The organism is Pseudomonas sp. Pso3 (assembly GCF_055393275.1).
This window is the reverse complement of the sequence record NZ_AP043687.1, coordinates 3,118,117-3,130,524: the sequence shown is the minus strand read 5'-3', so window position 1 is coordinate 3,130,524 and position 12,408 is coordinate 3,118,117. Positions and strand designations below refer to the sequence as shown.

The following is a 12,408-nucleotide window of genomic DNA, read 5'->3' as shown; positions in this document are numbered from 1 at the left end:
TCCGAAGCGCTCTGGAGCGCCCGGAAGACAAGAATCGACCAACGCAGTCTTAGCTGACGGCGTCTTTCAGGCCTTTGCCGGGCTTGAAGCCGGGCAGCTTGGCAGCGGCGATCTTGATGGTGGCACCGGTCTGCGGGTTGCGGCCTTCGCGAGCAGCGCGCTCTTTTACTGCGAAAGTTCCGAAACCGACCAGGCTGACGCTGTCGCCTTGCTTCAGGGCGTCGGTCACCGCAGTGGTGAAGGCGTCCAGGGCTTTGGCAGCGGTGGCCTTGGGCAGGTCGGCAGACGCGGCAATGGCGTCGATCAGCTCAGCTTTATTCATGTAAAAACTCCATGTGTGAGTATTGGCCAGGCAGTATAGCGGCAGCTTTGCCTTGCGTAGAGCCTTTGTGAGCCTCTACGTGGCCGGTTGAAGCAGCCTTGTTGTTCGGCGCTACAGGATACGCATAGCGGGCGAAAGAGCGATAGGGTATTCGATCAAGCAGGGCCGTGAAAACCTGATCCGCACTGCATTTTCCACGCTTTACAGCCCAGCCGTCGCCTTTTTGGGCAGCGGCGATGGCCGTTTGGTTTCCTCTAGGCGCTGAACGAAAAGTCGCCGAGCGATGGTGAGGCGAGGCGAAAAACCTTGAGGAAGCGGAGTTTACGAGTGGTAAATGAGCATTCCGAAAGGTTTTTCAACGAAGCATCACCGAGCGCAGGCAGTTTTCGTACAGTGCCTAAGCTACGCGATCGGGCGATAGATGCGGCTGCAACGGCGGCGTCAGGGGCGGCAACCCATAGGCGGCGCGGGCCGCATCGCAATGGGGATTGGCTTCGCCGTTCTCCCAGGCGGCGGTGAACTCGCGGCAGGTGCTGGAACGGTTCTCATAGACGGTGCAGCGCGTGCCGCAGCCGACCTCGCCGAGCAGGGCGGTGCAGCGTACCGGCTTCTGCTCGGTACCTTGCATGGCCACCAGATGCGGGCTGATCGCGACGGTCAGGTGGTCGGGCACCAGGCCACCGGCCGACTGGCATTCGCCCCAATAGAAAGACACGCGGAAATGGGCGCAGCAGGCGCCACAGCTGAGGCAGGGATTCTCGGTCGACATGGACGACAGCCATCGCAGAAACCGGCAGAGCCGGCGGGACAGACGGGGATTCTAGGCAAGCCCTGCGAGGCTGCGAAGCCCCTCCCAACGACCGTTCGGCGGCGACCTACGGCAGTGCTTTTCGCGGCCCGGGCGTGACCAGGTGTCGCTGCAGCCAGGCGATGAACAGCCGTACCTTGGCCGGCACCAGGCGCCGATGGGGATAGAGGGCATGGATGGCGATGGCCTGGGTGTACCAGGGCGCGAACAGTCGCTCCAGGCGACCTGCCGCCAGATCATCACCCACCAGGAAATCCGGTTGGCGAATGATGCCATGGCCGTCCAGCGCCGCCTGGTGCAGGACGCTGCCGTTGTTGGCGCGCAGCGGCCCGCTGACCTTGATCTGCAGGCGCTCGTCGTCGCGCCGGAATTCCCAGAGATCGCCGTCGCTGGCATAGCTGTAGAGCAGGCAGCGGTGCTCGCGCAACTCGGCAGGATGCTCGGGGCGACCGTGGCGCTGCAGATAGGCGGGCGCGGCGCAGATGAATAGCTCGACCGCTCCCAGGGGCTGCGCCACCAGGCTGGAATCGCTGAGGTCGCCGATGCGCACGGCCAGATCGAAGCCTTCCTCGACCAGGCGCACCTGGCGATCGCTCAGCTCCAGGTCGATGGCGACCTCGGGATATTCGTGCAGGAAGCTGCTCACCAGGGGCGCCAGGTGACGCACGCCAAAGGTCAGGGGCGCACTGACCCTGAGACGCCCGCGGGGCCGTTCGTGGCCTTCCTGCAGGCGCTGTTCGAGGGCCTCCAGATCACCCAGCAGGGGCACCAGTCCTTCATGGAGGGTGCGTCCGGCCTCGGTCAGGCTCAGGGTACGGGTGGTGCGCTGCAGCAGCCGGGTGCCGTAATGCCGTTCAAGGGCGGCCAGGTGCTTGGTGAGCACCGAGCGGGACAGCTCCAGCCGCTCCGCCGCCGCGGTCAGGCTGCCCAGTTCGACGATCTTGACGAAGGCCTGCAGAGCTTTCAGGGTATCCAAGGATTGTTTCCATAACGTGCATAGTTAATTCCCAGCGTGCACCTTTATTCGCGTCTTGGAAACAGGACAATGGGGTCATCTTTCCTCCGTTCGAGAATCAGCATGACCGACCGTACCTCTTCCTATGCTCCTCTGTTGCTGCGCCTGGCCCTGGGCGCCATGTTCCTGGCCCATGGCCTGACCAAGCTGCTGGTGTTCACCCTGCCGGGCACGGCGGGTTTCTTCGCCTCGGTGGGCTTTCCCGGCTGGCTGGCCTATCCGGTCACCTTCTTCGAGCTGGGCGCCGGCGTGCTGCTGATCCTGGGCGCCTGGGTGCGTCCGGTCGCGGCAGTCGCCGCCGTCCAACTGTTCGCGGCGGCGACGGTCCATTTCGGCAACGGCTGGTCCTTTTCCAATCCCCACGGTGGCTGGGAATATCCGGTCTTTCTCGCCGTGACCGCTGCCGCCCTGGCGCTGCTGGGCGCGGGCCAGCTCTCCTGGGATGCACGCAAGCGCTCCTGAATCCTGCTCGAGAGGTCGCCACCATGTCGCTTCCCACCCTGTTCGTTTCCCACGGCTCGCCCATGGAGGCGCTCGACGCCGGTGCGGCGGGAGCGGCCTGGCGCGCCTTGGGGCAGTCGCTGCCGACCCCGGCCGCCATCGTCGTGGTCTCGGCGCACTTCGACACCCGGATACCGGTATTCGGCAACGCCACGTGGCCAGCTACCGTCCATGACTTCTATGGCTTTCCCGAGGCCCTCTATCAGCTGGATTATCCCGCACCTGGCGCTCCGACCCTGGCCGAGCAGCTGGCCCAGGGCCTGCGCGAGCAGGGCTGGGAGGCCGAGACGGGCGAGCAGGGACTGGATCATGGCGCCTGGGTGCCCTTGCGCTATCTCTATCCCGACGCGCAAATCCCCGTGGTGCCGCTGTCGATGAGCGCCGCCCGTGGACCGGACTACCACTTTGCCCTGGGCCGGGCACTGGACAGGGTGCTACCGGCGGATACCCTGCTGATCGGTTCGGGCAGCCTGACCCACAACCTTGGTGACTTCCGCCGTGGCGGCGCCGAGTCTCCCGGCTATGTGCGGGACTTCCAGCACTGGATCCAGAGCCGCCTGCGCGAGCGGGATCTGGACGCCTTGCTCGACTACCGGCGTCAGGCGCCGCAGGCCCGTCAGGCCCATCCCACCGACGAGCACCTGTTGCCGCTGTTCGTCGCCCTAGGCGCGGCCGATCCCGAGGGCACCTTCAGCGTCCATCACGATGGCATCGCCCATCGCATCCTGGCCATGGACCTCTACGGCTTCTCCCGCCACTAGCCCCTGACGACAAAAAGCCCGGATCGATTGACGGATCCGGGCTTTTTGCTATGTCAAAACGACATTCGATCAGCCAAACAACTCGGGTCCATACCCCCACATCAGCACCGTGGTGGCCATCAGCACCTCCAGCACCAGCACCCCAATGGCCAGGGTGGAGCCGGACATGATGAAGCCTTCCCGCTGATCGATATTGAGGAAGGAGGGGATGCCGGTATAGAGCAAATAGGCCGAATAGGCCAGGCCAACGATCCCGGCGATGGCGCACAGCCACACCAGCGGATAGAAGCCCACCAGGCCGCTCAGTAGCATGGGCGTGGCCACGTAGCCGGCGAACAGGATGCAGCGATTGGCGCTGGGCCGATCCGGATAGCGCCGCGCCAGCCAGTGGATCACGTGCCCCATGGCCACCACCGCCGCCATGATCAGCGCATAGCTGATGACCGCCAGGACCACCGCCGTGGGCAGGTCCAGCACATGGGCCTCACCACCACCGAAGCGCCAGCCGAAGGTGGTGGTACCCACCAGGGAAGCGACGACGGGAATGGCCGCCAGGAAGGCGACATGATGGGCAAAGAAGTGCCCGACCGTTTCCCCTTCGCGACGAATCTGTTGCCACTCGCGATCGGGATGGGCCAGCAGGCCCCAGACATGATTGATCATGATCCTGCTCCTCACCCGCTGTGGTCGCCGCAAGCGGGCCTCTGTGGATGGCGAACGCTGGGTACAACGCGACTGGCGACTACCTTAGGAGTATAGAAGAGCTCTGGAATGCGTCATGCGAGCCGACGAAGGGCAGCCTGCCTGGAAACGAAGCGACCAATGGTCAAGGGGCACCACCCTGGTGCGTTTCTGGGCCCCTGGCAAGCGGGCAAAGCCCGGACGGCAATACTTGACCACTTGGTCAGGAAATTGCTTGCCCAAGGCATCTGTTACCGGTCAACGAGGTCCGTCATGCCATCTCTCGACATCATCATCGCCGGCGCCGGCATGGGCGGTCTCACCGCCGCCCTGGCGCTGCAACAGGCCGGCCACCGGGTCCGCCTGTTCGAGCGCGCGCAGGATCTGGCCCCCATCGGCGCGGCCCTCTCCATCTGGCCCAATGGCGTCAAGGTGCTGGAGCAGCTGGGGCTCGGGTCCGCCATCGCCGCGGTCAGCGGCGACATGCAGACCATGAGCTATCGCGACCATGAGGGACAGTTGCTTACCCGGTTCAGCCTGCTGCCACTCTATGAGGCCGTGGGCCGACCGGCGCGCCCCATCGCCCGCGCCCACCTGCAGCGCCTCCTGCTCGAAGCGGTGGGCGCCGAGCACGTGACCCTGGGCGTCGGCTGCGAGGGCTTCGAGCAGGATACGGCCGGGGTGACCGTGCTGCTCGGCGATGGTCGGCGCGAGCGGGCCGACCTGCTGATCGCCGCCGATGGCACCCACTCGCGCCTGCGGGAGCGGGTGGTGGGCCAGGCCATCACCCGCGAGTATTGCGGCTACGTAAACTGGAACGGGCGGGTAAAGATCGCGCCGGATCTGGCCGAGGCCCAGGACTGGGCGCAATTCGTCGGGGCGCATCAGCGGGTCTCGCTGATGCCCATGGGCGGCGATGAATTCTATTTCTTCTTCGACGTGCCCCTGCCCAAGGGCACGCCCAACGATCGCAGCCGTTACCGTGCGGAGCTGGCCGAGCATTTCGCCGGCTGGGCGCCGCCGGTGCAGCGCCTGATCGAACGGCTGGACCCTCAGGGCGTGGCCCGGGTGGAGATCCACGATACCCGGCCGTTGCCGACCCTGGTGCAGGGGCGGGTGGCGCTCTTGGGAGATTCCGCCCATGCCATGGCCCCGGACCTGGGGCAGGGCGGTTGCCAGGCCATGGAGGATGCCTGGGTGCTGGCGCGCTGTCTGGACGCGGAACAGGATCCCCTGGCCGCGCTCCAGGCCTATCAGGCCGCGCGGCTGGAGCGGGTCGCCGGCATCGTCGAGCGGGCGCGCAAGCGCTGCGAGATCACCCACGGGCATGAGCCCCTGGCCACCCAGGCCTGGTACGCCGAGCTGGCCCGGGAAACCGGCGAGACGGTGATCGCCGGCCTGCGCAAGACCGCCGAGGGCGGTCCGCTGTGAAATAGCTCTGGGCCGCGGGGACGAATGGCAGTGCCGGGGGTCGAAAGGCCCACGTCCTCGTCGGAGAGTTAGCCCATGCGCCTGCGTCTCGCCCTGACCCTCGCCAGCCTCGCCATCACCCCGCTGGCCTTTGCCGCCGACGGCGGCTGTCCCTATCCGCAGACGGTGAAGTTCGCCGGCCCCAACTGGGAGAGCGGCATGTTCACTACCGAGGTGCTGCGCCTGCTGGTGGAAAAGGGTTATGGCTGCCAGACCGACAGCGTGCCGGGCAACACCGTGACCCTGGAAAACGCCCTGGCGCAAAACGACATCCAGGTCACCGGCGAGCAATGGGCCGGGCGCAGTCCGGCCTGGCGCGCGGCGGAAAAGGCCGGCAAGGTCTTTGCCGTCGGCGAGACGGTCAAGGGCGCCACCGAAGGCTGGTGGGTACCGGAATACCTGGTCAAGGGCGATCCCGCGCGGGGCATCCAGGCCAAGGCGCCGGACCTCAAGAGCGTCGCCGATCTGCCGCGCTACAAGGAGCTGTTCCGCGATCCGGAAGAGCCCGGCAAGGGCCGCTTCCTCAACTGCCCCACCGGCTGGACCTGCGAGATCGTCAACAGCCAGAAGCTCAAGGCCTACAAGCTGACCGACAGCTACACCAACTTCCGCACCGGTACCGGTCCCGCGCTGGATGCTGCCATCGCCACCGCCATGCGCCGTGGCGAGCCGGTGCTCTTCTACTATTGGTCGCCGACCCCGCTGATGGGCCGCTACAAGCTGGTCCAGCTGGAAGAGCCGCCCTTCAGCGAGAAGGCCTGGGAGACCCTGTCGGATCCGAAGAATCCTGATCCGCTGCCGTCGCGCTCGCTGCCGGCCAAGATCACCATCGGCGTCTCCCGCGACCTGCACGACAAGGCACCGGCCCTGGTGGCCCTGTTCGAGAAGGTCGAATTCCCCCTCGACCAGTTCAACGGCATCCTCGCCGGCATGGCCGAGAAACGCGAAGACGCCCAGGTGGTGGCCAAGCGTTTCCTCAAGGAGCATCCGGAGGTCTGGACGACCTGGCTGCCGGCGGAAAACGCCGAACGGGTAAAGGCGGCGCTCTGAGTGCAGTGATAGCGGATAATGGCGGTTTTCCATGCTGGAGCCGCCCATGACCGTCGCCGCCCTTACCATGTACTTCGAGCCTGCCGAGGTGCGCGATGCCTATCGCCAGCTGGCCGAAGCCGTGGCGCTGCGCCTGGGCGAGACGCTCGACCCCGCGCCCGAGGACCTGCCGGCGCTCTGGACGCATCCCGAGCTGCTGCTGGCGCAGACCTGCGGCTATCCCTGGGCCACCCGCCTGCGCGGCCAGGTGCGCCTGGTGGCGGCGCCGCGCTATCGCTTCGCGGGCTGCCAGGCGGCCGAGCACTGCGCCTTCATCCTGGTGCCCGAGGCGCTGGAGGCGACCAGCCTGGCCGATCTGCGCGGCAAGCGCGTGGCGCTCAACGGCCTGGATTCCAACACCGGCATGAATCTGCTGCGCCACGCCGTGGCGCCCCTGGCGGAGCGGGCCCGCTTCTTTGGCGAGATGATCGTCAGCGAGAGCCATGCCAACAGCCTGGCGCTGTTGCAGCAGGGTCATGCCGATGTGGCCTCGGTGGATGCCGTGACCTACGGCTACCTGCAGCGCGCCCAACCCGAGCGGGTCGCCGGTCTGCGCCTGCTGCAACGCACCCGCCCCAGTCCGACGCTGCCCTTCATCACCGCCGCCAGTCGTTCGGATGCGGACGTGGAAGCCCTGCGCGCCGCCTTGAACGACAGCCTGGCCGCCGATTCTGCCCTGGCCGACATCCTGGCCATCGAGGGTGTCACGGCGGTGGACGAGACGACCTATCTACCGCTGCTGGACTGGCGGCGAGAAGCGGTGGAGCAGGGTTATCCAGTGATTGCTTAAGACCTGTCGCGGCCATAGTGGTCCGCCAATGCGGCCGCTCCTGCGGACGCAGGCACGTCGGCCGACCGCGATCCTGCGGGGGCTAGTGGCTATGAGCGTCTGCACGGATGACTCCCTCTCCCCTTGGGAGAGGGTTGGGGTGAGGGCGTCCCTCGCCACGAAGTCCCCAGCGGAAAAGGCTGCGCCGTTTTCCACGCTACGGTTCTACACCTGATGTACCCCTAAAACGCCAAGACATTCGCTCCTGCATTCAATCTGAACTGTAGGAGCGGCCGCATCGGCGGACCGCCATGGTCGCGACTGGGTACTTGTACCGTAGTCAGCCCGTACGCATGCAACCTAAATCCGCCCACCCTCCTGCAACCGCTTGAACTCCACCAGATCATGACTGCAGAACAGCGTCAGCCCCAGGTCCTGGCGCAGGGAAAGTTCGCGCAGGCGGGCCTGGTTGTCCAGGCGGCTGGAGCGGTCGGCTTCCATCAGCCGCTGGTAGAACCTCAGCCCCGGCGTGCAGTGACGTTCGGGCTGGCGCATCTCGTCGCGGTAGAAATAGGCGTCGCCGGCGTGCAGCAACCAGCCCCCGTCGTGCTGGACGGCGATGCCGGCATGGCCCGGGGTGTGGCCGGGCAGGGGGATCATCAGGATTTCCGGCGGCAGGCCAGGCAGGTCTCGCACGCTGGCGAAGCCGTGCCAGGCCTCGCCCCGGGGCTCGTGGAAATGCCAATGGCGGATGCCTTGCCACTGCGCCGGACTGTAGCGGCGCCGACCGATGAAGCCGTGGCGCTGGCGCTGCGCATCCCACTCCCGCTGCAGCACATGGACCTGGGCCTGGGGAAAGTCGTCCAGGCCGCCGGCGTGGTCGAAATCCAGGTGGGTCAGCACGATATGGCGGACATCGCCCGGACGAAAACCCAGGCGGCGGAGCTGCGCCAGGGCGCTGAGTTCGGGATCGTACTGGATGCGATTCATCAACCGGAAGAAGGGACTCAGGCGCCGGCCGCGCTCCCGCAGATCGGCTTCGCCAAAGCCGGTATCCACCAGCACCAGGCCGTCCCGGTCGGTTTCCACCAGCAGGCAGTGACAGGCGAGGTGGGCGGCGAGTCCGCGGCTGAAGCCGTCGTACAGCGCCCCACCCAGGGGGCACATGCAGCCGCAGTTGAGGTGATGGATACGCATGCTCGGCTCCGCGAAGGTGACCTCCGGTAGAAGAGGCGCGCGTGGGCAAAGTTCGAGCGCAGCGGCCATTTCGCGCGGGTGTCGCAGCCAGTGAAGAGAGATCGACGGACCCGGGTGGCGACGATCGATCGACCGGAGCAGGCTCCCGGATTCAGCGCCGCCGAGGCGGGTAACGGCAGTGCCAGGGCCTCTGGCTGAACCCTGAGCCGTTGGCGCTGACCAAGATAGGATCGCCAGCGGACCGGCTCTGCCGCCCTGGCCCTCCCAGTGCAGACGGAGCCACCCATGCCCACAGCCTTTCCCCGCCGTTCCCTCCTGGCCGCCGGCCTTTCCCTTGGCCTGCTCGCCGCCGGTACCGCCCAAGCCGACAGCTGGTGCGCCAGCAAGCCGGTCAAGTTCGCCGGGGTGAACTGGGAGAGCGGCATGCTGCTCACCGAACTGATGGGCTTCGTCCTGCAGCACGGCTACGACTGCAAGGTGGATAGCATCCCGGGCAACTCCATCACCCTGGAGCAGGCCCTGGGCAACAACGACATCCAGGTGTTCGCCGAGGAGTGGATCGGCCGCAGCGAGGCCTGGAACAAGGCCGCCGCGGCCGGCAAGGTGGTCGGCGTGGGCGCGCCCATCGAAGGCGCCACCGAAGGCTGGTACGTGCCGCGCTATCTGGTGGAAGGCGAGGGCGCCAAGGCGCCCAAGCTGAAGAGCATCGCCGACCTGGGCCAGTACGCCGAGTTGTTCCGCGATCCGGAAGAGCCGGGCAAGGGCCGCTTCTACAACTGCCCGGCCGGCTGGACCTGCGAGCTGGAAAACACCCAGATGCTGCAGAGCTACGGCCTGAGCGACAAGTACACCAACTTCCGCCCCGGCACCGGTCCGGCGCTGGATGCGGCCATCGTCTCGGCCACCAAGCGCAAGCAGCCGATCCTCACCTACTACTGGTCGCCAACGCCCCTGCTGGGTCGGGTCGACATGGTCCAGCTCAAGCCGCGCGACGGCGAAGCCAAGCGCATCCAGGTGCAGGCAGGCCTGTCCAAGCCTTTCCACGATGGCGCCCCCGAACTGGTGGCCGTGCTGAGTCGGGTCAATGTGCCCATCGAACTGCTCAACCGCACCCTGGCCGAGCAGGCCGAAACCAAGCAGGACGCCCCCGCCGCCGCCAAGGCGCTGCTCAAGGCCCATCCGGAACTCTGGCAGGCCTGGGTGACCGACGCCGCGGCGCGCAGCAAGATCCAGGCGGCGCTCTAGGATGTTTCCCGAAGGCCTGACCTTTTCCTTCGCCGACGCCGTCAATCGTGGCGTCGACTGGCTGGTGACGCGCTACGGCGACGTCTTCCGAACCATCTCCGACACCCTGCTGCAGGCCATCGTCTGGCTCGAGGGCCTGCTGCGCGGCACCCCCTGGTGGGCGCTGTTGCTGATCGTCGCGGCCCTGGCCGCCCACGCCACCCGCCGGGTGGTGCCGACGCTACTGATCACCGGCCTGTTGTTCTTGGTCGGCGCCCTGGGGCTGTGGGACAAGCTGATGCAGACCCTGGCCCTGGTGCTGGTGGCCACCGCCATCGCGGTCATCATCGGTGTGCCCCTGGGCATCCTCTGCGCCCGTAGCGCTCGCCTGCGCCTGGTGCTGATGCCGCTCCTGGACATCATGCAGACCATGCCTAGCTTCGTGTACCTGATCCCGGTGCTGATGCTGTTCGGCCTGGGCAAGGTGCCGGCGATCTTCGCCACCGTGATCTATGCCGCGCCACCGCTGATCCGCCTCACCGACCTGGGCATCCGCCAGGTCGATCGCGAGGTCATGGAAGCGGTCAACGCCTTTGGCGCCAGTCGCTGGCAGCAGCTGTTCGGCGTGCAGCTGCCGCTGGCGCTGCCGAGCATCATGGCCGGCATCAACCAGACCACCATGATGGCGCTGTCCATGGTGGTGATCGCCTCCATGATCGGCGCCCGCGGCCTCGGTGAGGAGGTGCTGGTGGGCATCCAGACCCTGGACGTGGGCAAGGGCCTGCAGGCCGGCCTGGCCATCGTCATCCTCGCCGTGGTCATCGACCGCATCACCCAGGCCTATGGCCGCCAGCGCCATGAGGTGGAGCGATGAAGATCGTCGTCGAGCGGGTCTCCAAGATTTTCGGCAAGCGCGAACAGGCGGCCCTGGCGCTGCTGCGCGAGGGGCACGACAAGGCCGAGATCCTCGCCCGCACCGGTTGCGTGGTGGGGGTGGACGATCTGTCCCTGGAGATCGCCGAGGGCGAGATCTTCGTCATCATGGGCCTTTCCGGTTCCGGCAAATCGACCTTGGTGCGCCACCTCAACCGGCTGATCGATCCCAGCAGCGGGCGCATCCTCATCGATGGCCAGGACATCCTCCAGCTGCCGCTGCCGGCGCTGCGCGAATTGCGCCGCCAGCGCATCAGCATGGTGTTCCAGAGCTTCGGCCTGCTGCCCCATCGGCGAGTGCTGGACAACGTCGCCTACGGTCTCAAGGTGCGCGGCGAGCCCAAGGCGGTCTGCCGCGAACGGGCGCTGCACTGGCTGGAGGTGGTGGGTCTGGCCGGCTACGAGCGCAAATGGCCGCACCAGCTCTCCGGCGGCATGCGCCAGCGCGTCGGCCTGGCCCGCGCCCTGGCGGCCGATACCGAGATCATCCTGATGGACGAGGCCTTTTCCGCCCTCGATCCACTGATCCGCGCCGAGATGCAGGAGCAACTGCTGGAGCTGCAACAGCGCCTGCACAAGACCATCGTCTTCATCACCCATGACCTGGACGAGGCCCTGCGCCTGGGCAATCGCATCGCCATCCTGCGTGACGGTCGGCTGGTGCAGGTGGGCACCCCGGCGGACATCCTCGGCCAGCCGGCCGACGACTATGTGGCGCGCTTCGTTCAGCGGCGTACCGCTGCGACAGTTTGAAACAATTGCGGCAGAGGCCTTCACGAGCATTTCACAGATGCGAGGCTCTGATGGTGAGACCTGCGGCCTGACCCTGTCAGGCCTTTCTCTTCCCACTGGAACCGCGCCGCAATGGACTATCTGCTACAACCTGCCGCCGACCCGACCGTCTGGGCTGCTCTCGCCACCTTGATCGTGATGGAAGTGGTGCTGGGCATCGACAACCTCATCTTCATCTCCATCCTGACCAACAAGCTGCCCGCGCACCAACAGCAGAAGGGCCGCCGCATCGGCATCAGCCTGGCGCTGATCCTGCGCCTGGGCCTGCTCGGTACCGTGGCCTGGATCGTCCAGCTCACCGAGCCCATCATCGAGGTGTTCGGCAAGAGCTTTTCCTGGAAGGACCTGATCCTCATCGCCGGTGGCCTGTTCCTGCTGTGGAAGGCGACCAAGGAGATCCATCACAACGTCGATCCCGAGCCCGACAGCGCCCTGAGCAAGGGCGGCGAGACGGCGACCCTCGCCTTCGGTTCGGCCATCGTGCAGATCCTCCTGCTGGACCTGGTGTTCTCGGTGGACAGCATCATCACCGCCGTCGGCATGACCGAGCACCTGCCGGTGATGGTGATCGCGGTGGTGGTGGCGGTGACCGTCATGTTGCTGGCGGCCGACCCCCTGGCCAGGTTCATCAACGACAACCCCACCGTCGTGATGCTGGCGCTGGGCTTCCTGATCATGATCGGCATGACCCTGATCGCCGAAGGTTTCGGCGCCCATGTGCCCAAGGGCTACATCTACGCGGCCATGGCCTTCTCGGCGCTGATCGAGGGCCTGAACATGCTGTCGCGGCGAGCCAAGCGTCGCCAGCAGGCTGCCGGCAAGTGAGGGCAGGGCGTGTCGGAAAAG

Annotated in this window: 14 protein-coding genes; 9 read left to right on the top strand and 5 right to left on the bottom strand. The window is 66.5% G+C overall.

All coding sequences use genetic code 11. From position 1 onward, the window contains the following. Positions 1 to 49: 49 nt before the first annotated feature. From ACZ5R1_RS14810 to ACZ5R1_RS14800, 3 genes are all read right to left on the bottom strand, one after another. Complete coding sequence (locus ACZ5R1_RS14810) at positions 50 to 322, bottom strand: HU family DNA-binding protein (RefSeq protein WP_007159052.1); 273 nt, start codon at positions 320 to 322, stop codon at positions 50 to 52. A 397-nt stretch (positions 323 to 719) separates the two neighbouring features. Further along, the gene (locus tag ACZ5R1_RS14805; RefSeq protein ID WP_027602781.1) at positions 720 to 1,091 is read right to left on the bottom strand and encodes a YkgJ family cysteine cluster protein; all 372 of its coding nucleotides are present in this window, start codon (positions 1,089 to 1,091) and stop codon (positions 720 to 722) included. Between the two features lie 106 nt (positions 1,092 to 1,197). Continuing rightward, entirely contained in the window at positions 1,198 to 2,106 is a 909-nt protein-coding gene (locus ACZ5R1_RS14800; protein ID WP_027596810.1) for a LysR family transcriptional regulator, read from the bottom strand. A gap of 102 nt (positions 2,107 to 2,208) precedes the next feature. On the opposite strand from ACZ5R1_RS14800, the gene ACZ5R1_RS14795 reads away from it, so the two are divergent. Both ACZ5R1_RS14795 and ACZ5R1_RS14790 read left to right on the top strand, forming a co-directional pair. Beyond that, the gene (locus ACZ5R1_RS14795; RefSeq protein ID WP_007159049.1) at positions 2,209 to 2,607 is read left to right on the top strand and encodes a DoxX family protein; all 399 of its coding nucleotides are present in this window, start codon (positions 2,209 to 2,211) and stop codon (positions 2,605 to 2,607) included. A gap of 23 nt (positions 2,608 to 2,630) precedes the next feature. Beyond that, positions 2,631 to 3,407 (top strand): DODA-type extradiol aromatic ring-opening family dioxygenase, encoded by a 777-nt coding sequence (locus ACZ5R1_RS14790; RefSeq protein WP_464712462.1) that lies wholly within the window; start codon positions 2,631 to 2,633, stop codon positions 3,405 to 3,407. 69 nt (positions 3,408 to 3,476) lie between these two features. On the opposite strand, the gene ACZ5R1_RS14785 is transcribed toward ACZ5R1_RS14790, so the two are convergent. After that, entirely contained in the window at positions 3,477 to 4,070 is a 594-nt protein-coding gene (locus ACZ5R1_RS14785; RefSeq protein ID WP_007159047.1) for a Yip1 family protein, read from the bottom strand. A 291-nt stretch (positions 4,071 to 4,361) separates the two neighbouring features. On the opposite strand from ACZ5R1_RS14785, the gene hpxO reads away from it, so the two are divergent. The 3 genes from hpxO (at position 4,362) to ACZ5R1_RS14770 (ending at position 7,437) form a co-directional block, all read left to right on the top strand. Beyond that, positions 4,362 to 5,519 (top strand): FAD-dependent urate hydroxylase HpxO, encoded by a 1,158-nt coding sequence (gene hpxO / locus ACZ5R1_RS14780; protein ID WP_464712461.1) that lies wholly within the window; start codon positions 4,362 to 4,364, stop codon positions 5,517 to 5,519. Positions 5,520 to 5,594: 75 nt separating this feature from the next. Then, positions 5,595 to 6,608, top strand: coding sequence for an ABC transporter substrate-binding protein (locus tag ACZ5R1_RS14775; protein WP_007159045.1), 1,014 nt, complete (start codon positions 5,595 to 5,597; stop codon positions 6,606 to 6,608). A 46-nt stretch (positions 6,609 to 6,654) separates the two neighbouring features. Continuing rightward, the gene (locus ACZ5R1_RS14770; protein WP_464712460.1) at positions 6,655 to 7,437 is read left to right on the top strand and encodes a phosphate/phosphite/phosphonate ABC transporter substrate-binding protein; all 783 of its coding nucleotides are present in this window, start codon (positions 6,655 to 6,657) and stop codon (positions 7,435 to 7,437) included. Between the two features lie 339 nt (positions 7,438 to 7,776). Here the strand turns inward: ACZ5R1_RS14770 and ACZ5R1_RS14765 are convergent, their stop codons facing one another. Next, positions 7,777 to 8,613, bottom strand: a complete 837-nt coding sequence (locus tag ACZ5R1_RS14765) for an MBL fold metallo-hydrolase (RefSeq protein WP_464712459.1) — start codon at positions 8,611 to 8,613, stop codon at positions 7,777 to 7,779. 285 nt (positions 8,614 to 8,898) lie between these two features. Here ACZ5R1_RS14765 and ACZ5R1_RS14760 point away from each other — a divergent pair, with 285 nt between their 5' ends. The 4 genes from ACZ5R1_RS14760 to ACZ5R1_RS14745 all read left to right on the top strand — a co-directional run bounded on the left by ACZ5R1_RS14760 (position 8,899) and on the right by ACZ5R1_RS14745 (position 12,387). After that, positions 8,899 to 9,858, top strand: coding sequence for an ABC transporter substrate-binding protein (locus ACZ5R1_RS14760; protein WP_042135584.1), 960 nt, complete (start codon positions 8,899 to 8,901; stop codon positions 9,856 to 9,858). A 1-nt stretch (position 9,859) separates the two neighbouring features. Beyond that, complete coding sequence (locus tag ACZ5R1_RS14755) at positions 9,860 to 10,711, top strand: ABC transporter permease (RefSeq protein WP_027602790.1); 852 nt, start codon at positions 9,860 to 9,862, stop codon at positions 10,709 to 10,711. Further along, the gene (locus ACZ5R1_RS14750; protein WP_007159039.1) at positions 10,708 to 11,523 is read left to right on the top strand and encodes a quaternary amine ABC transporter ATP-binding protein; all 816 of its coding nucleotides are present in this window, start codon (positions 10,708 to 10,710) and stop codon (positions 11,521 to 11,523) included. Before ACZ5R1_RS14755 ends, ACZ5R1_RS14750 begins: the two co-directional genes overlap by 4 nt. 111 nt (positions 11,524 to 11,634) lie before the next feature. After that, entirely contained in the window at positions 11,635 to 12,387 is a 753-nt protein-coding gene (locus tag ACZ5R1_RS14745; protein ID WP_464712458.1) for a TerC family protein, read from the top strand. Positions 12,388 to 12,408: the final 21 nt, after the last annotated feature.

Excerpts from the sequence above, each read along its gene's own strand:
- ACZ5R1_RS14810 (WP_007159052.1), bottom strand. The coding sequence starts at position 322 with ATGAATAAAGCTGAGCTGATCGACGCCATTGCCGCGTCTGCCGACCTG.
- ACZ5R1_RS14805 (WP_027602781.1), bottom strand. The coding sequence starts at position 1,091 with ATGTCGACCGAGAATCCCTGCCTCAGCTGTGGCGCCTGCTGCGCCCAT.
- ACZ5R1_RS14795 (WP_007159049.1), top strand. The coding sequence starts at position 2,209 with ATGACCGACCGTACCTCTTCCTATGCTCCTCTGTTGCTGCGCCTGGCC.
- ACZ5R1_RS14790 (WP_464712462.1), top strand. The coding sequence starts at position 2,631 with ATGTCGCTTCCCACCCTGTTCGTTTCCCACGGCTCGCCCATGGAGGCG.
- ACZ5R1_RS14785 (WP_007159047.1), bottom strand. The coding sequence starts at position 4,070 with ATGATCAATCATGTCTGGGGCCTGCTGGCCCATCCCGATCGCGAGTGG.
- hpxO (WP_464712461.1), top strand. The coding sequence starts at position 4,362 with ATGCCATCTCTCGACATCATCATCGCCGGCGCCGGCATGGGCGGTCTC.
- ACZ5R1_RS14775 (WP_007159045.1), top strand. The coding sequence starts at position 5,595 with ATGCGCCTGCGTCTCGCCCTGACCCTCGCCAGCCTCGCCATCACCCCG.
- ACZ5R1_RS14770 (WP_464712460.1), top strand. The coding sequence starts at position 6,655 with ATGACCGTCGCCGCCCTTACCATGTACTTCGAGCCTGCCGAGGTGCGC.
- ACZ5R1_RS14765 (WP_464712459.1), bottom strand. The coding sequence starts at position 8,613 with ATGCGTATCCATCACCTCAACTGCGGCTGCATGTGCCCCCTGGGTGGG.
- ACZ5R1_RS14760 (WP_042135584.1), top strand. The coding sequence starts at position 8,899 with ATGCCCACAGCCTTTCCCCGCCGTTCCCTCCTGGCCGCCGGCCTTTCC.
- ACZ5R1_RS14755 (WP_027602790.1), top strand. The coding sequence starts at position 9,860 with ATGTTTCCCGAAGGCCTGACCTTTTCCTTCGCCGACGCCGTCAATCGT.
- ACZ5R1_RS14750 (WP_007159039.1), top strand. The coding sequence starts at position 10,708 with ATGAAGATCGTCGTCGAGCGGGTCTCCAAGATTTTCGGCAAGCGCGAA.
- ACZ5R1_RS14745 (WP_464712458.1), top strand. The coding sequence starts at position 11,635 with ATGGACTATCTGCTACAACCTGCCGCCGACCCGACCGTCTGGGCTGCT.